Raw genomic sequence first — 23180 nt, forward strand, 5'->3', positions numbered from 1 at the left:
CAAGGGGCGGGGCCCTCGGACCCCGCCCCTTATCAACTAGTTGGTGGAGCGCCCCTTCCGGCGGCGGACCAACAGCATCAGCAGGATTCCGACGGCGAGCGCAGCCACAGCAGCGACCGCTGCGGCAACCAGCCCGTCGGCTCCGGTGTAGGCCAGGTTTCCCGGGTCGGCGGGACTGTTCCGGTTTCCGCCGGTGTTGACCAGGTCTGCGGGCGCACTTGGTGCGGGGGTACTTGTCGGCGGAAGCACGACGGCGGGGGTTTCCGCCGGCGCGGCAGGTGACGGGCTTGCGGGGGCCGGGCTGGTCGGGGCAGGGTTGCTTGGAGCGGGACCCGACGGCGCCGGAGGGGCAGGCTGTTCCGCTGCTGCTGCAGCAAACTCAAAGCTGTTCGTGCCCGATTTACTGAACCCGTTTACCGTCTCGGCCGTGAACCGGAGCGTACCCGTGCCCTGCGGAGCCATGAAGCTCCAGTTTCCGGCTTCCACGGGCACCTCGAACGGGTCTTTGCCCTGGATGGTGATCCGAACCTTTGAACCTTCAGCAACGGCGGACGCCGGAGCCGCAGGAACCTGCCCGCTGATCGTCTGTCCCGGCTGGTACGTTCCGCCGAGCGCCGGCGCGGTGACGGCCGGCCTGTTGAGGAAGAGTTCCAGCTGGTAACCCGGAAGCACGGCCAGGCTGTCCCGCAGGGTGGCGCCCACGGCAAAGTTCTGGATGACATGCCCGTTCGCGTCCGGGGTGTCCCCGGCTGAGTGGGTGCCCACAGCGTAATTGCCACTCACGTAAGGGCCGCCGGAGTCACCACCGCTGGACTGCACGCCATAGGACAGGAAGCCATTGAAGGCTCGGAGGTCAGTAGCGTCGGTCCCGTAGGCCGACCCGGGCACGATGAAGATTCCCACCGCGTCCACAGTTCCGCAGGACCAAAACGAGCTCCGCCCCGACCGGCAGACGGGCATTCCCACCACCGGATCCTTGACCCCAATGATCTTCACATCCGGTCCAGGCTGGGAGGGATTCCCCCATGTGCTGGCAGCGGGCATCGGATCGATGTCCTGCCGCAGCGACTGTATGACTGATACGTCGGTACCCACGTTGCCGGGATCCGTGACTGCCGTGTAATCCGGGCCGTTGGGGGTGTTGGGGTCAACCACCCGCGAGTTGCCGGGCCCGCCGAACTGGCTGAAGCCGAATTTTCCCAGGAGACCGGCCGGAGTGCCCTGGAGTTCCAGGGTGGCCGTTTTCGCGGCGCCGTCCGAGGCACAGTGGCCAGCCGTAAGGACAGCGGGAAGACCCGCCGGATCGAAGACGGAAAAGCCGGTGGAGCAGACGTATCCGATGTCCGTCTGGTAGCCCACGCCGCCGGGCACGTCAGCCTCGGGCTTGATCGGCGCGCCGCCGTCGAGCTCCACGTTGGCGTAACGGGAGACGAACTGCTCAGGCGATACTTTTCCCTTTGCCGGGCCTGCAGTCTCGGCACCGGCTCCTGAAGAAGCCGTCAGCGACTCCGGCGCATTGATTCCGCCGGTCCTGATGACGAACTTTCCGCCCACCGCCATTACCGCCTGCAGCCCCTGCGGGCCGACGTCGCGAACATACGCCTGGAACAGCTGCTCAGTGCTTACTGCCAGCTTTGAGCGGGTACCGTCGGTGGCCGCCCGGGCGGCCGGCGACGCTGAAGGAGACGGAGTGGGGGACGACGGCGGCACGACGGTGGGCGCCACGGCCGACGGGTGGGGCGCCGGGGCTTCAAGGGTCAAGCCGTTAACTGTGCCGGCAAGCCCAGCAACGGCAGCCTGCAGTTCAGGACCGGAGCCGGTCACGACGATGGATGGGCCCTCGAGGCGGACGCCCACGTAACCGGGAACCTGGCGCAGCTGGACCGCAGCTGCTGCCGCCCGGGCGCCAAGTTCACCTGCGGCTTCGAACTGTTGGGGAGTCAGCTTGAGGTCGCGCTGCACTGCTTCGGCGAGAGCCGCTTCGGAAAGTCCTGTGGAGGTGCTTGTGCCGGACGGGCCGGCTGTGGGCAACGGGCCAGCAGCAGGGGCCGGCGCGGCAGTGCTGCTCCCGGTCGGCGCTGCCTGCCCGGAGTCCGATCCGCTGGTGGCAAAGGCGGGACCGGCTACCGACGCCGAGGAGGCCAGCATTCCGGTCACAGCGCCAAGGGCAAGCACGCGCCGCAGCATGTCGGCGTTCATCGGGCCACCCCCGCGCCCGAGAGGGCCAGGACAGCATCAAGTTCGGGGGTGGTGAGCCCGTTGGCCAGAAGGTAGCCGCGGGTGTCCAGGCCGCGGACAAACGCCACCACCGCACGCCCCCGCTGTTCCAGAAGCGGCGCCAGCTCCGGCTCAGCCAGGTACCGCTCCCGGCTGTGGGGCGGGCCGTGGGTGCGGTATCGCTCGTTGATGCCGCGGACGGCCCTTCGGTAGCCTTCGGCGATCTCTTCGTCAGAATCACCCGCAAGGTCCTGGACCATGGCAGCCACCAGCCCGCTGCGGTCGCGTCCCGCGGCGCAGTGCAGCAGGACGTCCCCCTTGGGCGCGGCCACGGCGATGGCACGGAACACACCCACCAGCTTTTCGGGGAAGAGCCGGGCGTTCTCTGCATAGTGGGCTGGATCGTTCAGGTAGGGGCCGGCGACTGCGGTGAAGCGCGGGTCACCAGGCTCCTCCGTAGGCGCCTGCACCACCTCGATCCCGGCCCAGCCAGCGGCAGGCACTGCCGGGTCGTTGTCCCGGCGCCGCCCCTCATCAGCGTTACGGAGATCCACCACAGTGCGGACGCCGTCGTCGAACGCCTGTTTCCACCCTGTTTCGGTCAGCCACTCGCGCCGCCCCATGCGGTAAATGCCGCCGGAAACGTGCCACGCGTTGACAGCGCCATCCCAGTCCATGGACCTGCCCTTTGTGCTCATCCGGACAGCTAACCACACGCTGCTGGGAGCCGCATGTCACATAAGGGGAAGAGCTGGTGCAGCGCGAGTGCCCAATGGCCCGTGACAGGTGTGACAGGCGGGAGTACTGTGACGAAAACTTGGCCCGGTGGAGGGCACCAAGCAACTGAGGGGAACACATGGGAACAGTTTCAGCACGACGGCGGCCGCGGGCTTTCGCTGCCGCCTTTGCCACGCTGGCGATCGCCGCAGGCTTTGCGGCCGCTCCGGCTCAGGCAGTGGACAAAGACAAGTACATCGCGCTGGGTGATTCGTATGCCGCGGGACAAGGTGCCGGGCCGTACCTGGACGCCTGCTATCGCAGCAACAGCGCCTATGCCGAACTTGCGAATGAAGCCAAATCAATCCAATTGGTGGTGAATGCTGCCTGCAGCGGCAAGACCACCTGGGACGTCGTGAACAGCCAGCTTCGCCAGCTGAACAAAAGCACGGAGCTCGTGACCATCACCGCGGGAGGCAACAACATCGGGTTCGGAGACATCATCACCGCTTGCGGGGCTGCCCTGGCCAACCCCGCCGCAGGACCCGCATGTGACGCGGCCACCGCCTCAGCCGCAGCGATGATCCAGAGCGGACAGCTCACCCGGGACGTCATCTCGATGATCCAGAGCGTGAAGGCCGCCGCACCCAATGCCAGGATCGTGGTGACGGGCTATCCCTACCTGTACGACCCCGTCACCCCCAACCCTGCCGATCCGCTGTCGCTGTTTATCCAGCAGGCAACCGTCCTGGCCGATGGCTTGGACGCCTCCATCGCGGCGGCCGCCAGTGCCACAGGGGTTCAGTACGTGGACGTCCGGGGAGCGTTCGCCGGCCACGGCGTCAACTCCGCGGATCCCTGGATCAATCTGGATCTGGCCAACCCCGCCAGCCCGGACAACTTCCACCCGAACGCTTCGGGCTACCAGGCCTACTTCGCTGCGCTCACCGGTTCCGGCGCCTACTCCGTCCCCTAGCCGTGCCCCTGTCCGCGCCGGTCCAGTCGATACTCAAGCCCGGCGCGGACGGCATGCCACTCGTGCTCCAGGATGGAGAACACCACGGTGTCCCGCAGGTTTCCGTCACTGGTCCGTGAATGGCTGCGCAGCACGCCGTCCTGTTTGGCACCCAACCGGGCGATGGCCTCACGCGACTGGTGGTTCAACCAGTGCGTCCGGAACTCGACGGCCGGGCAGCCAATGGTTTCGAAGGCGTGCCGCAGCAGCAGGAGCTTGGAATCCGGGTTGGTCCCGGTCCCCTGCACGGACGCGGCGTTCCAGGTGGAGCCAATCTCTACACGCGGCGTAGCGGCGTCAATGTTCATGTAGGTGGTCATGCCGATAACGCGTCCCGGTCCGCCGGTTGCGGCATCGATCAGCCGGGTGGTGAATGGCAGCATGAACCCCTGCTCCTGCAGGGCCAGCCGGCGCCGGATTTCCGCGGCCATTTTGCCGGGTGCGGGCACCGACGTGTACCAAAGCTTCCACAGCTCGCCGTCCCTGGCAGCCTCCACCAAGCCGTCGTGGTGCTCCTCCCCAAGCGGCTCGAGGATTACATAGCGGCCCGTGAGGGTAAGGGGTTCAAGGAAAGTCACTGCACCAGCCTAGGCCGCCGGAAGCACGGGTTACGCTGGGGCAAGCACCAAGACGTCGAGCGAGGGAGTCACCATGTCAGGCCAGAATCCGGATCCGGAAGAGGACAAGCTCACCGGTTTGGAGCCCGGGGGCGGAGTGCCGCCAGGGGAAACACCACCGGGTGAAGCTTCCACCAGCATGACGCAGGGTCACGACGAGCACGGCACCCGCAAGGGCACGCAGTTCCTGTGGATCGGCATCATCGGCGTGGTTGTCGTGCTGTGCCTCCTGTACTTCATCGGCTACATCGTGGGGTTCTTCGACTGAATCCGTCAGCGTAGGCGGGGATTCCTAGCTGGGCCAGTCGAAGAAACCCTTGCCGGTCTTGCGCCCCAGCTCACCGCGGGCCACCTTGTCCCTGAGGATCTGCGGGGGCGCGAACCGGTCTCCAAGTGTCGACTGCAGGTATTCGGCGATGCCCAGGCGGACGTCAAGGCCCACGATGTCCGTGGTTTTCAGCGGCCCGGTGGGGTGCTTGTAGCCAAGGACCATGGCGTTGTCGATGTCCTCGGCCGAGGCGACCCCTTCCTCCACCATCCGCATGGCCTCCAGCGCGATGGCCACGCCCAGGCGTGAGGACGCGAACCCAGGGGCATCGTTGACGACGACGGCGGTCTTGCCAAGTGCCTCCACCCACGTTTTTGCCGCGGCAGCAAGTCGGGGCGACGTGCGCTCCCCCAGCACCACCTCGATGAGCGTGGATGCCGGAACGGGGTTGAAGAAGTGCAGGCCCAGGAAGTTCTCCGGCCGCTTGAGTTCGCGGGCCAGCCCGTTGACCGACAGGGAAGAGGTGTTGGACGCGATGAACCCGTCCTCCGCCAGCCGCTCTTCAATGCCCCGCAGCGCCGTTACTTTGAGGTCCCAGTCTTCGGGGACCGCTTCCACCACCAACTCGCGGCCGCTGAAGTCGTCGTAGTCGGTACTCACAGTCAGCCGGGACCCAAGTTCGTCGAAGTTGGCGTCCACGGCGCCCCGCTCGATGCTCTTCAGGGCTGCCGACTCCACGCGTTCCCGCGCACCCTCGGCGGAGACCTCGTCGCGCTCCACCACCAGGACGTTCGCGCCCTTGATGAGGAAGGCGTGGGCAATCCCCGCGCCCATGCGGCCACCGCCCAGCACTCCCACGAAGCGGGGAAGGCCGGTGGGCAGGTTTGGGTTCGTTGTTGAATCGCTCACGGGTCTACTTTCCGTCGGCAGGGTTGGCGGCGTCTGCCTTCATGGCCGCGTTGCGGTCCAGGAACGCCTGCATGCGGTCGAACTTGGCCTGCGACTCGAAGAGGATGCCCTGGGCCAGTTGGTCAATGATCGGGTGGGCTTCCGCAGGCGCGTGGAAGACGGACTTGGTGATGCGGACGGCCAGGGGATCCTGGCGTCCGATCCTGTTGGCCAGGCTGTGTGCGGCATCCAGGAGGTCGGCGGGGTCGTGGATTTCGGTGATGAGGTTGATGGCCTTGGCTTCACCGGCGCCGAGGACCAGCCCGGCCAGCAGGATCTGCTTGGCCAGCGGCTCACCCACCAGTTCCTTGAGCCGCCAGCTGGCACCGGCCGCGGCAAGGATGCCCAGCCCCGTTTCCGGGTTGCCGATCCTTACGTTGGGGGTGCCGATCCGGAAGTCCGCGGCATAGGCGAGCTCGGCGCCGCCACCCAGGCAGTAGCCGTCCAGCGCGGCGATGACCGGCATGGGCAACTTGGCGATCCGGACGAAGATAGTGGAGTTGATTCCCTGCAGGGCATCGTCCCGCCGCCGTTCGCGCAACTGCGCGATGTCGGCCCCGGAGGCGAACACTCCTTCCACGCCGGCGATGATCAGTACCTTGGGGTTCTGTTCCAGCGCGGCGCAGACTGTGTGGAGCTCGTCCACCATCTGCTGGTCGATCGCGTTCTTCACCTCGGGTCGGTTGAGCAGCACCACCACCCGGTCTTCCCGCTCCTCCACCAGGAGGGATGAGAACTTTTCTTCGGCGAGGTTCACCGCGACGGCCATTAGATCTTCTCCAGCAGCATTGCGGTGCCCTGGCCCACGCCGACGCACATGGTGGCGAGGCCAATCTTCGCGTCCTCGCGTTCCATCCGTCCCAGCAGGGTGATGGCGATCCGTGACCCGCTGGAACCGAGGGGGTGGCCCAGGGCGATGGCGCCGCCGTCACGGTTTACGATTTCCGGTTCCAGACCCAGGCGGCGGATGCAGGCCAGGGACTGCGTGGCAAAGGCTTCATTAAGTTCGACGGCGCCCAGCTCGCCGACGCTCAGGCCGCTCCGCTTGAGCACCTTCTGGGTGGCGGGGACCGGGCCGATGCCCATGATCTCCGGTTCACAGCCTGCAGAGGCGCCGTCGATGATACGGGCACGCGGAGTCAGGCCCAGGCGCTCGATGGCCGCTTCGGAGGCGACGATGATGGCTGAGGCTCCGTCGTTGAGGGACGATGAGTTGCCAGCGGTGACCACCGATCCGCCATGTGCCACCGGCTTCAGCCCGGCAAGGACCTCAAGGCTGGTGCCGGGCCGGGGGCCCTCGTCGGTGTCCACCACGGTTTCGGATTTGCGGGTCTTGACCGTGACGGGAACGATCTCGTCCTTGAACCGGCCGGCTTCGATGGCATCCAGGGCCAGCTGGTGGGAGCGGACTGCGAACGCGTCGGCGTCTTCCCTGGAAATGTTGTCCACCCGGGCCACTTCCTCCGCGGTCTCCGGCATGGAGTAGGTCATCTTCCCGTCGCGGGACAGGCCGCCGTGCTGGAAGTGGGGGTTGGTGAAGCGCCAGCCGATGGAGGTGTCGAAGATCTGGCCCGGCTTGGCGAACGCGGCGGTGGGCTTTTCCTGCACCCAGGGTGCCCGGCTCATGGATTCCACGCCCCCGGCGATGACGATGTCCGCAGCTCCGGCCTTGATCATGTGGCTGGCCTGGATGATGGCGCTCAGGCCCGATGCGCACAGCCGGTTGACGGTGATCCCTGGAATGTGGAGCGGCAGCCCCGCCAGCAGGGTGGCCATCCGGGCCACGTTCCGGTTCTCCTCGCCGGCGCCGTTCGCGTTGCCGAGGATCACTTCCTCAATGCTCTCCGGATCCAGGCCGGCACGCTGCACCGCTTCCCGGACCACCAGGGCCGCAAGATCATCAGGCCGCACGGAGGACAAAGCCCCTCCATACCTGCCCACCGGCGTTCGGACCCCGCCAACAAGGAAAGCCTGCGGACCTGCGGTTGCAGCCATGGAAACACCCTTCACGCGATAAACAGCACTGTCATCGGCGGCCGGCACAGCGGAATCTTCCACTTACCGACCGTTCGTTCTGTAAATGGTACACGGCAGGCCCCACGCGCGCATCCGGTTACAGCACCGCCACCCCCAGGTGCGCCGCAATGAGCGGCGCCAAAAGGTTCAGCTGATACTCGTCGATAACCATTCCGGACAGGCTGCCCAAGCCGCTGATCCCGCGGAATTCCGTACCCCTGATATCAAAATCCTTCAGCTTGGCTCCCGTCAGGTCCAGTGAGCCCACTGTGCAGCCCTCAAGCTTCACCCTTGTTGCCGCGGCACCCCCGAGGTCCAGTTCATTGATGATGCAGCCGCTGATCAGCACGTCAGTGAGCTTGGCGCCGCGGAGATTGAGGAAGTCCACCTTGCCGCCGTCGATCCGCACGGACTGCAAGCCGCTTTCGTACAGTTCAGCCGAGCCCAGCCGGGGATTCCGGAACTCAACCTCGCGCCAGGTAGTCCGGGCACCGCGGAAGACAGGCGCGTAAGCCTCCGCCAGGATGCAGTCGCGGAATGAGGCACCGCGGAGCTGGGCGTCGTTCAAGGAGGCTGCATCAAACCGGCACTCGGCAAAAACGGTGTCCGCGAGTTCGAGGCCGTCCATGGCGGCACGGGTGAACCGTGCATTCTCATGCCGGCCACCGCGGCGGAACGCGTGGCCCGGCAGGTCCTCGAGGTCATTCAACTCCACCGGGGAGAGCCGGGGCGGGACCACCCTGGCTGCCGCCTTGCCGCGCGCTTTATCCATGAGCCCGAGCCTAGCGGTGGGGCCTGACAAAGGGCAGCAAACGCAGCGCGGGACTTGAAATAGTAAGCAAGCTTTGCTTATCGTGAAAGGGCACGGTTGATCGACGGAAACGAAAGGAGGCCGGAACCATGGGCCTCGGAGACAAGATCAGTAACGCGGCAGAGAACCTTGGCGGCAAGGCCAAGGAAGCTGCAGGCAACGCGACCGACAACGACCGCCTGAAGGCAGAAGGCCAGGCCGACCAGGTCAAGGCAGACGCCAAGAAGGTGGGCGAAAGCGTCAAGGACGAGTTCAAGCGCAGCTAGTCCTTGCTGATGCAGCCGCAGCGAACGGCGTGCTGCAGCAGCCCAAAACGGCGGCGGATCCCTTGGATCTGCCGCCGTTTCGCTGTCCACTCCTCATCGATTGCCGCGTATTTGTCGTTTTGACGGCTCATAACGACAAATACACAGCAATCGATGCGGGAAGTCAGCAATCTAAGGGGAAGTCACCAGCCGCTGCGGGTCGGCGTGTGGCCCTGCCGCGAATCCTCAGGCATGGTCATTTCGGCCCGGAGTCCAAGCAGCCGGATGGGTTGCCCGGGCTCGATCTTCGCCGCGAGGTCAAGGGCCCGGGACAGCACGTCCTCGGGATCGGACGTCTGGGGAATCTTCCGCTCGTAGGTCCTGGTGGTGAACGGCGCATACCGAACTTTCAACGTCAGGCCGATCACCGGCCTTCCCTCGGCAGCAACATCCTCCAGCACGCGCGCGGCCAGCTCCCGGACGGCGTCGCGAATCCGCTCGGGGTCTGTCAGGTCGCGCTGGAAGGTGGTCTCTCGGCTGTGCCCCCGCGGCACCCAGGGCGTATCGTCAACCACCCGGGAGCCGTCCCCCCGTCCCAGCTGCGCGTACCAGGGACCCATTTTCGGACCAAACTCGGGGACCAGGTCACTGGGGTCCGCCGCTGCGAGCTCGGCAACAGTCTTGATCCCCAGGGTGGCGAGGCGCCGTGAGATCTTGGTTCCCACGCCCCACAGCTCCACCGTCGGCCGGCTCCCCATGACGTCCAGCCAGTTCTCTTCCGTGAGCCGAAAGACCCCCGCGGGCTTGCCGAATGAAGTGGCAACCTTGGCGCGGAGCAGGGTGTCGCCGATCCCCACGCTGCAGTGCAGCTGGGTTTCCGCCAGGACGGCCTCCTGCAAAAGCCTGGCAAAGGCTTCTGGATCGGTGGTCTCGACGCCAACGAAAGCCTCGTCCCAGCCGAGCACCTGGACTGTGGTTCCCGGCTGCGAGCGCAGCACCGCCATGACCTTCTCCGACGCCTCAAGGTAGGCCCCGTGGTCCACGGGCAAGATGACGGCATCCGGCACTTTCCGCGCGGCAATCCGCAGCGGCATTCCCGAGCCAACCCCAAAGGCCCTGGCCTCATAGGATGCCGTGGACACGACGGCGCGCTCGGTAGGGTCCCCGCGCCCGCCCACAATCAACGGCTTTCCCGCCAGCTCGGGCCGGCGGAGCACTTCAACGGCAGCGATGAACTGGTCCAGGTCCACATGCAGCACCCACGGTTCGCTCACAAGCCCCAGTCTGCCCGGTGGGACTCCCAGCGGCTAGCCTTGGGCCATGACGAATGTAGACCTGAGCGCCGAGAGCACGGCTGCCGGCGGATCCACATTCCTGCACGGCTACCTTGCCGTGCCCGAAGGGCAGGGCCCCTTTCCCGGCGTCGTCATGATCCATGAAGTGTTCGGCCTGGATGACCAGACCCGCCGGCATGCGGACCGGCTGGCCCGGGCCGGCTACCTTACCCTGGCGCTGGATCTGTTCAGCGACGGCGGTCGCAGGCGCTGCCTGGTGGGAACCATGCGTGCCATGGCAGCCCGCACGGGCAGGCCTTTCATAGACATCGCCACCGCGCGCAGCTGGCTTGCGGAGTCGGAACTATGCAACGGCAAGACCGGGGTTATCGGTTTCTGCATGGGCGGCGGGTTTGCCCTGCTGACCGCCCGGGACGGGTTCGACGCCGCCTCCGTCAACTACGGACGGCTGCCCGGCAAGGCGCAGCAGGACCTGGTGGAGGCTTTGCGGGGCTCCTGTCCGATCGTGGCCAGCTACGGCGGTGCGGACAAGTCCCTGAAGGGCGCCGCGGCCCGGCTCGATTCAGCCCTCGACCAGTTGGGCATCGAGCACAGCGTGAAGGAATTCCCCGGGGCAGGCCACGCCTTCCTCAACGATGAAGAGCTGGGGCCGGTACTCCTCCGCCCGCTGATGCGGGTCATGGGCGTGGGCCCGGATCCCAAATCCTCCCCTGAGGCCTGGCAGCGCATCGAGGAATTCTTCGCACGGCACCTGACAGGAAACGCCGACGGCGGGCCGCCCACTCAAGGGGGCGGCCCGCCGTCGAACGTTGTTCAGTAAGCCGGGAAGGTCAGCTGTAAAGCTCGCTCTTGGGCTGGTTGTTCTTGACCTTCTGCCAGCCCAGCCAGAGGAGCAGCGCGAAGAACGGAATGGTGCCCAGGGTCCACAGTCCCAGGTAGAACACCTCGCCGTCCTTGCTGGTCATGGTGTCAAAGCCGATCAGCACCGTGATGGCCAGCAGGCCGAGCAGGCCGGCCCAGCTGGTCCACGGCGAACCGGGCATCGGCAGGCTGGAAGTGATGCCCTTGCGGCGGCGCAGCACGATCTGGCTGGCGAAGATGGAGCCCCAGCAGAAGATCACGCCGATGGAGGCGGTGTTCAGGGCAAGGTCGAATGCGTGTGAACCGCCCAGCCAGATGTTCAACATGATGCCCACCAGGTAGAACGCCGCGATCGCCAGGATGGCTGCGTACGGGACGTGGCGCTTGGACATCCTGGTGAGCCACTGCGGGGCGTGCCCGTTGTTGGCCATGGTGCGGAACACCCGGCCGATTGAGTACAGGCCGGAGTTGCAGGAGGACAGCGCCGCTGTGATCACGACCATGTTCATCACGTCGCCCACCCAGCCCAGGCCCATCTGGCCGAAAACGGTAACGAACGGGGAGGTGCCGGCCTTGTACTGGTCGGACGGCAGCAGCACGGCCAGCAGGGTCACGGAGCCAACGTAGAACACCACGATGCGGAGGACGACGGCGCGGACGGCCTTGGGCACCTCGCGCTCCGGGTTCTGCATCTCGCCGGCGGTGATGCCCACCAGTTCGATGCCGTTGTAGGCGAAAATAACGGCGTTGAGGACCAGGACCATCACCAGGGCGCCCTTGGGGAACATGCCCCCTTCGGCGGCGAACAGGTTGGCCACCGACGCGTGCCCGTCACCCACCTGGGCGTTGGTGACCACCATGAAGGTGCCCACCACCAGGAAGATCAGGATGGCGCCCACCTTGAGGCAGGAGGCCCAGAATTCGAATTCACCGAAGGCCTTGACGCTGAGCAGGTTCACTGCCACGAGGAGCGCCAGCGCGGCGATGGCCGATGCTTCCACCGGAACGTTGGGGAAGAAGAACTGGAAGTACAAGCCGATGGCGATCAGTTCGGCGATGCCGGTCATGCCCCAGTTGATGAAGTACATCCAGCCGGACAGGAAGGCGCCCTTCCTGCCGAACATTTCGCCTGAGTAGCTGACGAACGAGCCGGAGGTCTGGCGGTACATGATGAGCTCGCCCAGGGCACGCATGAGGAGGTAGGCGATGACGCCGGCAATGGCGTAAGAGAAAATCAGGGCCGGGCCAGTGGAGGCCAGGCGGCCGCCGGCTCCCATGAAGAGGCCCACGCCGATGGCGCCGCCCATGGCGATCATGGTGACGTGGCGGCGGCCCAGGGTCTTGCTGTAGCCCTCGGCGCTGAGGGTGGGGTCGACGGCGGTGGATGGCGCCGTACTGTTCTTTAGGTCTGTGGGGGTACTTTGAGGCACAACTGTTCCTTGTGGGTTGGGGGTTGGCCGCATCCGGTCTTCGTATGATCGAGCTCACATAATTCGGTCTTCAGGCCTTACAGCCAGCGAATGTGAGGGCGAACCGTCGAACTGCCGAAGCTTCACGCGACCTGACCATCCTACAACCTGGTGCGGAGTGGTACGTGACGCGCACTACACGCCGGCCCCGGCGATAGGCTGGAAGCATGGCAACAGCCCACCGCTTACCGCCCGCCCCGCAGCCCCAGCTGTACCGTTTCTCCCCCATGGACGTGGCCACGCTGTGCCTCTACGTTGCCATCGCAGGGTTCTTCGCCGCTGCCGGCGATTTGGTGGCACCGCTGCTGCGCCAGATAGCCCCCTCCCCCGCCGCGGCCTCGTACGCAGTGAACCTGCTCTTTTATGCCTCGGTAGGCATACTGGCACTCCTGGCGGCCCGCAAGGTGGTGGTCCGCGACCTCAAGGTCCTGGCAACCCGGCCCTGGTTCACGCTGCTGATGGTGCCGGCGTCCGTCATCGCCATGATGATCCTCACGGCGATATTGGTGGCGGCGAACGGGCAGGTGCAAACCTCCCAGAACCAGGCCGGGCTGCAAGCACTGATGCAGCAGGTCCCCGCCTGGCTCATGGTCCCGCTGCTGGTGATAGTTGGTCCGTTCGTGGAGGAATACATCTTCCGGCACCTGCTGATCGGCAAGCTAAGCAGGAGGGTGAACATCTGGATCTGCTGCATCCTGTCCGTGGTGCTGTTCGCGGCCCTGCACATCGTGGGGCAGGAAGCGATCACCCTCACCGCACTGCTCCCGTACCTGGCCATGGGCGCCACGCTGGTGTTCGTCTACATGTGGACCGGGAAGAACGTCATGTTCTCCTACTTCGTCCATGCCGCCAAGAACCTGCTGGCCGTGATCCTGGTCTACGCCATCCCGCCGGAACTGTTCGACCAGATGCAGAACGTCCAGGCCTAAGCGCCCCCAGGGGATCTTCCGCAGGGCGGCAGCCGCCTCTACCGTGGACGCATGGGACTGAATATCCAAATAGTTGTCGATTCTGCAAGGCCGCACGAGCTCGCAGACTGGTGGGCGGAAACCCTGCAGTGGGCGGTGGAGCCGCAGGACGGGGCCTTCATCCGTTCCATGATCGAGCAGGGCTACGCCAGCGAGGACCAGACCATGACCCACCGGGGCAACCTCGTGTGGAAGGACGGCGCCGCCATCCGGCCGCCGGAAGAGATCGAGTCCAAGGCCCCCGAGCGGCGCATCCTGTTCCAGACCGCACCGGAGGGAAAGACGGTCAAGAACCGGGTGCACTGGGACGTCCGGCTGGACGGCCGGGACAAGGACGAGGTCCGGAGCGAACTCGAAGCGCGGGGTGCCACTTTCCTCTGGTCGGCGCGGCAGGGCCCGCATTCCTGGCACACCATGGCGGACCCCGAGGGGAACGAGTTCTGCATCAGCTAAGCACGATTACTAGACTTGGACGGTGAGCAACCAGATCCCCGCCCCGGTGTCCGATGTCTTCGATCCCACGCGCTGGCGGGTGGTCTCCGGTTTCGAGGACTTCCAGGACATGACCTACCACCGGCAGGTGGAGCGGGATTCCGACGGCGGCTGGGTGCGTGACCTGCCCACCGTCAGGATTGCGTTCAACCGGCCCGAGGTGCGGAACGCCTTCCGGCCGGGCACCGTGGATGAGCTCTACCGGGCCATGGACCACGCGCGGATGACCCCCGACGTCGCCACCGTCCTGCTCACCGGCAACGGCCCCTCCCCCAAGGACGGCGGCCACTCGTTCTGCTCCGGCGGGGACCAGCGGATCCGCGGCCGGGACGGCTATCGCTACGCAGATGGGGAGACGCAGGAAACCATCGACCCTGCCCGCGCTGGCCGCTTGCACATCCTGGAAGTCCAGCGGCTCATGCGCACCATGCCCAAGGTGGTCATCGCCGTCGTCAACGGCTGGGCCGCCGGTGGCGGGCACTCCCTGCACGTTGTCGCGGACCTCACCATCGCGTCGCGCCAGCACGGCAAGTTCAAGCAGACGGACGCCACCGTGGGAAGCTTCGACGCCGGCTACGGCTCCGCGTTGCTGGCCCGCCAGATCGGGCAAAAGGCAGCGCGGGAGATTTTCTTCCTGGCCCGCGAATATTCCGCTGACGACATGGTTCGCATGGGTGCGGTGAACGAGGCGGTGGACCACGAGCGGCTGGAGGAGGTGGCGCTCGAGTACGCGGCAGACATCGCCCGGCAGTCCCCGCAGGCCATCCGCATGCTGAAGTTCGCCTTCAACCTGGCGGACGACGGGCTGGCCGGCCAGCAGGTCTTCGCCGGTGAAGCCACCCGGCTGGCCTACATGACGGACGAGGCTGTGGAGGGCAAGGAAGCCTTCCTGCAAAAACGCGACCCCGACTGGTCACGCTTCCCGCACTACTTCTAAGGCAGGACGGCAATGAACAGCGAAGCTTCCCCCACTCCGGTATCCGCCGGTCCAGTCAACATCGAACCCGCCCTGAAGGCCCTCGCGGCCGCCCTCCATGGCGAGGGCCCCGCCGTCGAACTCTCCTTAGGCCCCGACGGCGGCCTCATCGTTGGGCACGTTGAGACCCCCGGCTGCGACGACGCCGTGGCCGTGGTCCGCACCTCCGGTTCCACCGGCACGCCGAAGGCAACCCTGCTGACCGTGGAGTCCCTGGCAGCCTCCTCGATGGCCACGGCGTTGCGGCTCAAGGGCGAGGGCCAGTGGCTGCTGGCACTGCCGGTGCAGTTTGTTGCCGGGATCCAGGTGCTGGTCCGCTCCCTGTTTGCCGGCACCCGGCCCTGGGTCATGGACATGTCCGGCGGCTTCACCCCGGAGGCCTTCACCGCGGCCGCGCTGGAACTCACGGACAACATCCGCTTTACTTCCCTGGTTCCCACCCAGCTGCAGCGGCTCCTGGACGATCCCTCGCCGGACACGCTCGCCGTGCTCCGCCGGTTCAACGCCATCCTGCTGGGCGGGGCCCCTGCGCCGCCGGCCCTGCTGGCGGCGGCGCGCGACGCCGGTGTCCGCGTGGTCACCACCTACGGCTCCGCGGAGACCTCCGGCGGCTGCATCTACGACGGCTATCCCCTGGAAGGCGTCTCGGTGCGGGTGGATACGGACGGCCGGATCCTGCTGGGCGGTGACACCGTCGCCGCAGGCTACATCGAGGCACCGGACGAGGAAACCGGGACATTCTTCGAGGAGGACGGGGTGCGCTGGTACCGCACCAGCGACCTGGGCTCCATTGACGACGACGGCCGGCTCACCGTGCTGGGCCGCGCCGACGATGTGATCATCACCGGCGGCGTCAAGGTCTCCGCCGGCCACGTGCAGGAACAGCTGGAAAAGTCCGACGCCGTCGCCGCGGCTTTCGTGGCGGGCGTCCCGTCCGCCGAGTGGGGGCAGGCCGTGGCAGCCTATGTGGCGCTTGCCCCCGCAGGTACGGACGGCACGGAAGGCACCGCCGGGCAGGAAGCCGGGGATCCCGCCGTCGTACTCCAACGTCAATGGCAGCGGCAGTTGGGGCTCTTGGCGCCCAAGACCGTCCTCGCGGCGCCGGCGCTGCGGATGCTGCCCAACGGAAAACCCGACCGGCTCGCCATGACCGCCGAACTCAGCGCCCTGCACCGGGGAAAGTAGAGTTGGACCTGCACCACCGCGGCGGGTGCGCACGTTCCATCCTGCCGTCTGACCGAAACAACACGAGGTACTAACCGTGGCCACAGCCGCCCAATGGATCCAAGGCGCCCGACTCCGGACGCTGCCGGCAGCGATCGCGCCGGTGCTGATCGGCACTGCCGCCGCCTACGAGATGGACTCGTTCCTGCTGCCCAACGCCATCCTCGCGGCGCTGGTGGCACTCCTGCTCCAGGTGGGCGTGAACTTCGCGAACGACTACTCGGACGGCATCCGCGGTACGGATGATGACCGGGTGGGGCCGCTGCGGCTCGTGGGATCCGGCGCCGCCAAGCCGGAGCACGTCAAGTGGGCCGCGTTCGGCACGTTTGCCCTGGCCATGGTGTTCGGCCTGGTGCTGGTGTTCCTCACCCAGGCCTGGTGGCTGATCCTGGTGGGCTTGGGCTGCGTCATGGCCGCATGGGGCTACACCGGCGGCAAGAACCCCTACGGCTACATGGGCCTGGGGGACCTCTTCGTGTTCGTCTTCTTCGGCCTGGTGGCCACCCTGGGCACCACCTACACCCAGGCCGGGCACATCAACCTGTCATCGGTCATCGGCGCCATCGGCACCGGCCTGATCGCCACCGCGCTGCTCATGGCAAACAACGTCCGGGACATTCCTACCGACATGCAGGCCGGCAAGAAGACGCTGGCGGTGCGGCTGGGGGACAAGCATGCGCGGGAAAGCTATGTCCTGATGCTCGCCGTCGCCATCCTGCTGGTGGTGATCCTGGCACCGGCCCGGCCGTGGATCCTGATCGTGCTGCTGCTCATCCCCGCCTGCCTGATGCCGGCCTGGCTGATGATCAACGGCCGCAAGCGCAAGAGCCTGATCCCGGTATTGAAGCAAACCGGCCTGATCAATCTCGGCTACAGCGTGCTGTTCTCACTGGGACTGATCCTCAGCCACGGGTTCTAACTGTTCTTGGTGCCCTTGGCGTTGTTGATGGTGATGTCCGGGTTGGCGTCCAGCAGGGCGTCCTCGGCATTGGCGTCCTGGACTTCACCGGCGGAGCGCAGCGGCTTGGCCTTCCCCGAGAAACGGTGCTGCAGGGCCGCCGCGGCAGCATCGCGCTGCTTCTGGAAAAACAGGTAGCTGATGGCAAAGGCAATGAGCGCGGCGCAGATCACGGCCATCAGCACCCCTACCTGCAGGAGCATGAACAGGACAAAAAGGGGGACAAAGATCGCCAAACGGATCAGGGAATATTTCAAAAAGGCCACTATTCAAGTTTAGCCGCCTCCGCCCGGCGGCCCCTGCCCGTCCTGACGATAGACTTGATGGCATGCTGTTCCGTGTGGCTTTGGCCGTCGCAGTCCTCGTCATCTTCGTGTATGGCCTGGTGGACGTGATCCGTACTGAAGGCCGCCTTACCCGGGGCATCTCGAAACCGGCCTGGATCATCGTGCAGATCGTCCTGCCGGTCCTGGGCGCCATCCTGTGGCTGCTGATTGGACGCCCACGGGGCACGGCGCAGCCGCGGCCCAGCTACCCCCATTCCATGGCCCCGGACGATGACCCGGACTTCCTCCGCAACCTCGAGGCCCGCCGCCGCAGCCAGGCCGAGGCCGAGCGACTGAAGAAACTCCGGGACGAACTGGAAGCAAAGGCCAAGGAGGACGGCGGAAAAGGACAGCGGGGCACCGACGAACACGATACCGACGGACTGAAATAGGGCTATGGCATTCCAGTCCGGCGGTGAAGAGCGGCACCCGTCCGCTCCCCCACCAAGGCCTGGCCCGTCCTACTCCACCCCGCCGCCCATTCCGGTTGTCACCCCGCTGCCCGGGACAGTCCGCACTGCGCGCACTTTGTGGCTCTTCAGTTTCGGTGCGGGACTGGCCGTACTGCTGGGGTCCTTCGTGGCTCGTGATTCCAATCTGCAGCGGCTCCACGGCGTGGTGGCAAACATGGCGGCAGGCAGTGGCGCCGCGGCCGTAGGCAGGACGGCGGAGATCGTCTTCTGGGGAAGCATCGGCGCCCTGCTGCTGGTGACCCTGTTTGAGGCAGCAGTGCTCGCCGCCGTGCTGAGCCGCCGGAACTGGGCCCGCTGGACCCTGCTCCCGCTGCTGGCCAGCCATGTCCTCATACTGTTCCTGGCGTCCGCCTTCCTGGTCCCGGCCGGTGCCGCCGGCAGCTACGTGGTGATGCTGTGGGGCGCCGGGCTGCTCCTGGCGGTAGCCGGGCTGGCGCTGCTGTTCCTGCCGTCTGCCGGGGCCTGGCTGAGGCCGGAGAGTGCCAGGGCTTGAGCCCGCAAAGGCCTGGGAACGCCCTACGCCGACTTCGGCTGCCGGTTCCTCCCGGCGTATTCTGCCAGCACTCCCTCGCAGCTGCGGATCACCACCCGGCATGCCTCACCGGCTGCCCGTGCCGTCAGCGGACTCTCAGCGATTGCGCGCCAGCGTGCCAGGCAGCGGCTCGCCTCAGCGGCCAGCACTTCCGGTCCGGCATCGGGCGCCACGGCCAGCCGGCGGTATGCGGCGGCGCCCTGGCCTCCGACCAGCCGTTCAGCTTCCGCAGCCAGCTCCGGGGCGAGCTCCACCCCCGTGGTCCGCAGGGCCGCCAGCAGCCGGAGCTCGCGGAACTCATGCGCGTTGGCCTGCAGCCGCTCCAGGGATGCCGCCAGGTTTTCGGTCCCCTGCCGTGGCCGGGTGGCCAGGAGGTTTTCCACTGCCACCAGGGCGGTCCGGGCCTTGAGCGCTTCCGCCCTGGCCTGGAACTGCCGGTCCAGCATGTCCAGCAGGGTGTCCAGACCGCTCCGCCGGGCCAGCTCGTGGGCCAGCGGCGTGGGTTCGGCAAACCCGTTGCGGATCAGGACCACGGCCAGCCGGATCCCGAAAAGCCCGTAGCGTTCCAGCAGTGACACCCGCGCCTCTTCCGTCAGACCCGCCGGCCCGGTGGACCGGCGGAACCTGTCTGCGGAGAGCAGCATCCGTTCACGCTCGGCGCGGTCCAGGGTGGCCAGCAACCGCAGGGCTTCGAAGTCCGGCTGGCGCAGGGTACGGGCGCTCTGGGCCAGGAGCCCGGCCACCGGGACCACGCCGAGGGCCAGCTTCCGCAGGGTGGGGTCGCGGCTGTACCTCTCCGCGATATTGCCGGCGGACAGAAGGGAGTCGATGCGGCCGGCTCCCACCTCGTCTGCCCGGGACAGCACCGCGATGGAATTGACCGTGCCCGAGCGGCCCGCCCCGGTGTCGCGGAAGGACTCCAGGAACCTCAGGTCGGACGCGTGCAGGTGGCGCATCAGGTAGATGACGGCGTCAGCCTCCGACGGCGAATCCTCCGGGGTCAGGAACGCCAGGGACCGCGCGGACACGTCCTGGGAGACCGAAGCGATGCCGGGGGTGTCGATCAAGGTCATGGCCCGCAGTGCCGGCGCCGGCCATTCGACGTCGAGCCGTTCCACTTCTTCCGCACGTACGCCGTCGAGGACGAAGACCAGGCGCCCGTCCACTCGCTTCAGCGGCAGGGCCCGGGGCTCCCCTGCCGCGGGGTGGAGGGTGATGCGGGGCGTATGGCCGTGCCGGTACCAGGTGACAATTCGGGTGCACTCGCCGGTGTCCGTGGGGGCGATTTCCTCACCGATGATGGCATTCAGGAGCGTTGACTTGCCTGCCTTCACCATGCCGGCAACGGCAATCCGCAGCGGCTCTGCCAACCGCCGCGCATAGCTGTGCAGTTCCTGGGTGGTGTGGAGGTCATCGGCATATACCTCCAGCGCTTCCCGGATCAACGCTGCCGCCCCGGCCGTGGTGGACGCCGTCATCCCACCCCCGCCGCTGTCTGGGTCCTGGCTGCAGCTGCCTCGGCGGCCACGGCTTCTGCAGCCCGATGGAGCGCATCCACCTTTTTCAGCTCCGCCCTGATGTCCCGCACGCGTCCTTCCTTCTCCTGTGCGTACGAGTTCGCAGCCTTCTGCGCCGCGGCCACCGAGTCGGACAGCGACCGGTGGTATTCATCGGCGATCTCGGTGAAATGGTCGCGGATGGTCCGCTGGACCAGGCGCAGCCTGTCCTTCAACTGCTTACCCACCTGGAACGTCACATCGTCCAGCTGCCGCCGCACCAAGGCTTTCGCCTCGCTCTGGCGCCGCTTCAGCCGGGTCTCCTTGTCCTCCCGGTAGGCCTTGCGCCCCAGCAGCAGCCCGGCACCCACGGACAGCGGGTTGATCAGGGCCATCCCGAAGATCCCCGTCAGGAGGCCGAACATCAGGACGCCGCCGTAGGATCCCCGCATTCCGATGAGGACTTTTTGGACCGGGTTCACCCGGCCGGGATCCAGCTGCGGCATCTGCTCCACCGGATCCAGGGCGTCCCCGGAGTCGGAGACATGCAGGACCGGCAGTGATACCTCGTCCGCCGCGAAGTGCTCAGCCACCTGGGCCGCCAGCCATTGGGACCGTTCGCTGGTCCAGACAAACGTGTCCGAAACCGCTGCGGCAACGCACTCTTCGAGCCACTGCGAGAATTGCGGCCATACGGGACCGGGATCGCCCTGGTCGATGGCGTTCTCCGCTTCCCGTTGGATTCCGCGCAGGCGGTCCCGGAGGTCGTACTCCATGTCGGCGATGAGGTCGTTGATGCCGTCGCTGAGCGTGAGCTGCCAGCGGGCGGACCGCTTTCGCAGATGGTCCGCCTCCGTCCTGGCCCGTTCCAGTTCTGCAAGCATCTGTGGCGTGCCGCCTGGGTTTTCCAGGGCGTCCAGCTCGGACTGCAGGGACAGCCTCAGGTTCCCGGTGACGGACAGCAGGTCCTGGCTCACGGAGCGGCGCTGGATCCGTTCTGCCTTCCCCACCACGTCATTGCGCAGGTGGGCCACCAAGGCCGGGTAGCCGGATTCGTCGTTGAGCTCACTGTCCTGGAGCCGCGCAGCCTCCAGCCGAAGGTCTGCGGACAGTGGCAACAGCGGAATGTCCGGCGCCACCTGGTCCAGGTGCGCCCTGTCCAGCTCCGCCACCCGCCGCCAGTCCGGATACAGGTCTGTCTTGGAAAGAACGGCAGCAACGCTGGGGGTGATCCGCATGGCCTGGCGCAGGAACCGCAGTTCCGGCTCCGTGTATTCCTGCGACGCGTCCGACACCAGCAGCATGGCGTCCGCGGTGGGCAGGGCCGTAAGGGTGGTCAAAGTGTGCGTGGAGCCCATGCCGCCCACGCCCGGGGAGTCGATGATGCTGAGTCCGCCGGTGAGGAGCCGTCGGGGCAGGCAGACCTCCGCGGCGGCTATTTTTCTGCTGTTTCCCGGGTTCCCCTGCTCGGAAACAAAGGCCGGCAGGTCGGTAAGCGCCACCGGCCGACGCTCAATGCCGCCGCCGGCAGCATCCCCGGCGGGGTTTTCCGCCGTGAAGTTGTCCGCGGCGGAATTATCCGGGGCGGGGACCAGGACCGCGGCCGACGCCGGCTCCCCGTAACGGACCACCGTGGGGACGGAAGTGGCGATGTCGTCGTCCACGGGGCATACCGGGGCGTTCACCAGGGCATTGATGAGTTTGCTCTTTCCCTGCTTGAACTCCCCCACGACAATGACCCTGATGCTCGGGTCCCGCAGCCGGGCACTGGCCTGCTCCAGCCTCCGGCGCAAGTCTGCGCGGTCCCCGCTGCCCACCAACTGCAGGCCCTGCTCCACGAGCTTTCCCAACTGCCCGGCAGTGACGGGCCCCGGTGGCCTTGCCGGTGCTGCTTCTGCCACAGCGTGTCCCCCTGTCGGTGCCGAAAAATTCCCAATGCCGGAAATACCGGAAGAGCCCGGCAGGAAGTGGATGCCTCCTGCCGGGCGGTTTGCCTCCCGCGAACAGCGTGTTGTTGGAATAGCGTGTTACAGCGCGGTGGAGTCGTCAACCACCGCATGGTCGATGGCGGTGTGGTTTTCCAGGTCCACATCCGTGTGGCTCGGGTTGTCCTCCGTGAAATCGAGCTGGTTGTCTGCAACCACCAGGTTGTCCTGCACGGTGTTCGTGGCCGAGTTGTCCTGGAAGGAGTCGTCAACGTGGACGTCCACCGCCGTGTTGGTGGAGTTATCCGGGTTGAAGGAATCCTCCATCTCCACCGAGTTGTGGGTGGAGTTGTCGGAGTTGTCATTGAACGAGTCGCGGACATCCAGGGCTGTGTCCGTGCTGACGGAGTGGTCCGAGTGGTCGGAGTAGTCCGAATGGTCCGAGTTGTCGTTGAAGGAGTCGTCCACATCCAGGCCGACGTCGGTGTTGAAGGAATCGTCGGTGTTGAAGGAACCGGAAATGGCAGTCACCTCGTTGCCGATTCCAACGTCTCCGCCCGCGTGGATGGAGTTGTCCCTGGAGTTATCGGTCGAATGGTCGGCGTTGTACGAATCCCGAATATTATTGGAGTCCCGGACACTGGCGTCGTCACCGGCCGCCACTGCGTAATCTCCGGAGGCCACAACGGCATCATGGTCAAACCACTGCTCCACGTCCCCATGCGCCCAGATGTTTTGGTTGACGGACTGGTCCGTGGTGGTGTCCCGGTCGTCGAGCATGGTGGTGTTGGTCGTGTAGGAAAAGTGGTTCACCACGTGGTGCAGCTGCTGGACCGCGTTGGCGTGGTCGTCCTGGTCGTAGTCGGTCCCGCCCTGCCCCGGGCTGGGCCCGCCGCCATGGATTGCCGCGGCACTCCCGGCGTGCGCCGCCGTGGTGCCCGCCTGCCCGGATCCCATGTACCCGGACCCCGTGTGCCCTGCCCAGGCACTGTTTCCGCCGGTGTGATGTACCCGGTCCAGGGATGAGGCGTTGACGGTGATGGGGGCGTAGTCGAGGACGACCGGCATGGCGGCGTCCACGTCAGCCGAGCACACGTTGCCCAGGCCGTGTTCCGCCAATGCCCTCTCGGGGTCGTCCAGGAACTCCTGGATCGCTTCCCGGTTGCCGAAGAGCTGCATCAGGAACTGAACAAGGTCGTTTGCGAGTGTTGGCATATGCGTGGTCCTCACATCTTCTTGAAGTCGCGGATCATCCGGCGAAACGTATCCGGTTATCTCAACCTAGGTTCGCTGCCGGGGACAGGACATCGGGCGGTTTCCCCCTAGCAGCG

The 23180-nt window shown here is 66.4% G+C and carries 25 protein-coding genes; 11 read left to right on the forward strand and 14 right to left on the reverse strand.

The genetic code is table 11. The features are described from left to right. Window positions 1-36: 36 nt before the first annotated feature. Both LFT44_RS16370 and LFT44_RS16375 read right to left on the reverse strand, forming a co-directional pair. Complete coding sequence (locus tag LFT44_RS16370) at window positions 37-2199, reverse strand: S1 family peptidase (protein WP_236799486.1); 2163 nt, start codon at window positions 2197-2199, stop codon at window positions 37-39. Further along, window positions 2196-2915 (reverse strand): tyrosine-protein phosphatase, encoded by a 720-nt coding sequence (locus LFT44_RS16375; protein ID WP_236799487.1) that lies wholly within the window; start codon window positions 2913-2915, stop codon window positions 2196-2198. Before LFT44_RS16375 ends, LFT44_RS16370 begins: the two co-directional genes overlap by 4 nt. Before the next feature lie 158 nt (window positions 2916-3073). Here LFT44_RS16375 and LFT44_RS16380 point away from each other — a divergent pair, with 158 nt between their 5' ends. Next, window positions 3074-3910, forward strand: coding sequence for an SGNH/GDSL hydrolase family protein (locus LFT44_RS16380; RefSeq protein ID WP_236799488.1), 837 nt, complete (start codon window positions 3074-3076; stop codon window positions 3908-3910). Here the strand turns inward: LFT44_RS16380 and LFT44_RS16385 are convergent. Further along, window positions 3907-4527, reverse strand: a complete 621-nt coding sequence (locus LFT44_RS16385; protein ID WP_236799489.1) for a GNAT family N-acetyltransferase — start codon at window positions 4525-4527, stop codon at window positions 3907-3909. The genes LFT44_RS16380 and LFT44_RS16385 overlap by 4 nt on opposite strands. A 73-nt stretch (window positions 4528-4600) precedes the next feature. Here LFT44_RS16385 and LFT44_RS16390 point away from each other — a divergent pair, with 73 nt between their 5' ends. Next, window positions 4601-4834 (forward strand): DUF6480 family protein, encoded by a 234-nt coding sequence (locus LFT44_RS16390; RefSeq protein WP_236799490.1) that lies wholly within the window; start codon window positions 4601-4603, stop codon window positions 4832-4834. Window positions 4835-4858: 24 nt separating this feature from the next. On the opposite strand, the gene LFT44_RS16395 is transcribed toward LFT44_RS16390, so the two are convergent. From LFT44_RS16395 to LFT44_RS16410, 4 genes are all read right to left on the reverse strand, one after another. Further along, window positions 4859-5668 carry a 3-hydroxyacyl-CoA dehydrogenase family protein gene (locus LFT44_RS16395; protein WP_236802927.1) on the reverse strand — a complete coding sequence of 270 codons (810 nt, stop codon included), beginning with the start codon at window positions 5666-5668 and terminating at the stop codon, window positions 4859-4861. 79 nt (window positions 5669-5747) lie between these two features. Next, window positions 5748-6551, reverse strand: a complete 804-nt coding sequence (locus tag LFT44_RS16400) for an enoyl-CoA hydratase/isomerase family protein (protein ID WP_236799491.1) — start codon at window positions 6549-6551, stop codon at window positions 5748-5750. Then, window positions 6551-7777, reverse strand: coding sequence for a thiolase family protein (locus LFT44_RS16405; RefSeq protein WP_236799492.1), 1227 nt, complete (start codon window positions 7775-7777; stop codon window positions 6551-6553). The genes LFT44_RS16400 and LFT44_RS16405 overlap by 1 nt, the downstream gene beginning before the upstream one ends. 118 nt (window positions 7778-7895) lie before the next feature. Further along, window positions 7896-8570: a pentapeptide repeat-containing protein gene (locus LFT44_RS16410; RefSeq protein WP_236799493.1), complete on the reverse strand. Its 675-nt coding sequence runs from the start codon at window positions 8568-8570 to the stop codon at window positions 7896-7898. Between the two features lie 128 nt (window positions 8571-8698). Between LFT44_RS16410 and LFT44_RS16415 the strand changes: the two genes are divergently transcribed. Beyond that, complete coding sequence (locus tag LFT44_RS16415) at window positions 8699-8875, forward strand: CsbD family protein (protein WP_236799494.1); 177 nt, start codon at window positions 8699-8701, stop codon at window positions 8873-8875. Here LFT44_RS16415 and LFT44_RS22005 read toward each other — a convergent pair. After that, the gene (locus LFT44_RS22005) at window positions 8872-9006 is read right to left on the reverse strand and encodes a hypothetical protein (protein WP_272910863.1); all 135 of its coding nucleotides are present in this window, start codon (window positions 9004-9006) and stop codon (window positions 8872-8874) included. The genes LFT44_RS16415 and LFT44_RS22005 overlap by 4 nt on opposite strands. A gap of 51 nt (window positions 9007-9057) precedes the next feature. Next, entirely contained in the window at window positions 9058-10128 is a 1071-nt protein-coding gene (locus LFT44_RS16420) for a DNA polymerase IV (protein ID WP_442863754.1), read from the reverse strand. A 46-nt stretch (window positions 10129-10174) separates the two neighbouring features. Here LFT44_RS16420 and LFT44_RS16425 point away from each other — a divergent pair, with 46 nt between their 5' ends. Beyond that, the gene (locus LFT44_RS16425; RefSeq protein ID WP_236799495.1) at window positions 10175-10969 is read left to right on the forward strand and encodes a dienelactone hydrolase family protein; all 795 of its coding nucleotides are present in this window, start codon (window positions 10175-10177) and stop codon (window positions 10967-10969) included. Between the two features lie 10 nt (window positions 10970-10979). Here the strand turns inward: LFT44_RS16425 and LFT44_RS16430 are convergent, their stop codons facing one another. Next, complete coding sequence (locus LFT44_RS16430; RefSeq protein WP_236799496.1) at window positions 10980-12440, reverse strand: amino acid permease; 1461 nt, start codon at window positions 12438-12440, stop codon at window positions 10980-10982. A 206-nt stretch (window positions 12441-12646) separates the two neighbouring features. On the opposite strand from LFT44_RS16430, the gene LFT44_RS16435 reads away from it, so the two are divergent. The 5 genes from LFT44_RS16435 (at window position 12647) to LFT44_RS16455 (ending at window position 17058) form a co-directional block, all read left to right on the forward strand. Next, window positions 12647-13408, forward strand: a complete 762-nt coding sequence (locus LFT44_RS16435) for a CPBP family intramembrane glutamic endopeptidase (protein ID WP_236799497.1) — start codon at window positions 12647-12649, stop codon at window positions 13406-13408. 51 nt (window positions 13409-13459) lie between these two features. Continuing rightward, the gene (locus tag LFT44_RS16440; RefSeq protein ID WP_236799498.1) at window positions 13460-13900 is read left to right on the forward strand and encodes a VOC family protein; all 441 of its coding nucleotides are present in this window, start codon (window positions 13460-13462) and stop codon (window positions 13898-13900) included. A 22-nt stretch (window positions 13901-13922) separates the two neighbouring features. Beyond that, window positions 13923-14876 carry a 1,4-dihydroxy-2-naphthoyl-CoA synthase gene (locus LFT44_RS16445; protein ID WP_236799499.1) on the forward strand — a complete coding sequence of 318 codons (954 nt, stop codon included), beginning with the start codon at window positions 13923-13925 and terminating at the stop codon, window positions 14874-14876. 12 nt (window positions 14877-14888) lie between these two features. After that, a complete protein-coding gene (locus LFT44_RS16450) occupies window positions 14889-16100 on the forward strand; it encodes an AMP-binding protein (RefSeq protein WP_236799500.1) in 1212 nt (403 codons plus the stop codon). Between the two features lie 76 nt (window positions 16101-16176). Continuing rightward, complete coding sequence (locus LFT44_RS16455) at window positions 16177-17058, forward strand: 1,4-dihydroxy-2-naphthoate polyprenyltransferase (RefSeq protein WP_236799501.1); 882 nt, start codon at window positions 16177-16179, stop codon at window positions 17056-17058. Here the strand turns inward: LFT44_RS16455 and LFT44_RS16460 are convergent. Continuing rightward, window positions 17055-17363, reverse strand: a complete 309-nt coding sequence (locus tag LFT44_RS16460; RefSeq protein WP_236799502.1) for a DUF4229 domain-containing protein — start codon at window positions 17361-17363, stop codon at window positions 17055-17057. The genes LFT44_RS16455 and LFT44_RS16460 overlap by 4 nt on opposite strands. A gap of 62 nt (window positions 17364-17425) precedes the next feature. Here LFT44_RS16460 and LFT44_RS16465 point away from each other — a divergent pair, with 62 nt between their 5' ends. Both LFT44_RS16465 and LFT44_RS16470 read left to right on the forward strand, forming a co-directional pair. After that, window positions 17426-17815 carry a PLD nuclease N-terminal domain-containing protein gene (locus LFT44_RS16465; RefSeq protein ID WP_236799503.1) on the forward strand — a complete coding sequence of 130 codons (390 nt, stop codon included), beginning with the start codon at window positions 17426-17428 and terminating at the stop codon, window positions 17813-17815. A 4-nt stretch (window positions 17816-17819) separates the two neighbouring features. Beyond that, window positions 17820-18389: a hypothetical protein gene (locus LFT44_RS16470; protein ID WP_236799504.1), complete on the forward strand. Its 570-nt coding sequence runs from the start codon at window positions 17820-17822 to the stop codon at window positions 18387-18389. 23 nt (window positions 18390-18412) lie between these two features. Here LFT44_RS16470 and LFT44_RS16475 read toward each other — a convergent pair whose 3' ends face one another. The 3 genes from LFT44_RS16475 to LFT44_RS16485 all read right to left on the reverse strand — a co-directional run bounded on the left by LFT44_RS16475 (window position 18413) and on the right by LFT44_RS16485 (window position 23064). Further along, complete coding sequence (locus LFT44_RS16475) at window positions 18413-19906, reverse strand: dynamin family protein (protein WP_236799505.1); 1494 nt, start codon at window positions 19904-19906, stop codon at window positions 18413-18415. Next, on the reverse strand, window positions 19903-21825 hold the full coding sequence (locus tag LFT44_RS16480) for a dynamin family protein (protein ID WP_236799506.1): 1923 nt from the start codon (window positions 21823-21825) through the stop codon (window positions 19903-19905). The genes LFT44_RS16475 and LFT44_RS16480 overlap by 4 nt, the downstream gene beginning before the upstream one ends. 126 nt (window positions 21826-21951) lie before the next feature. After that, window positions 21952-23064 carry an IniB N-terminal domain-containing protein gene (locus tag LFT44_RS16485; protein WP_236799507.1) on the reverse strand — a complete coding sequence of 371 codons (1113 nt, stop codon included), beginning with the start codon at window positions 23062-23064 and terminating at the stop codon, window positions 21952-21954. Between the last annotated feature and the right edge of the window lie 116 nt (window positions 23065-23180).

Origin of the sequence: Arthrobacter sp. FW306-05-C (assembly GCF_021801725.1) — a bacterium.
Taxonomy (GTDB): Bacteria; Actinomycetota; Actinomycetes; order Actinomycetales; family Micrococcaceae; genus Arthrobacter.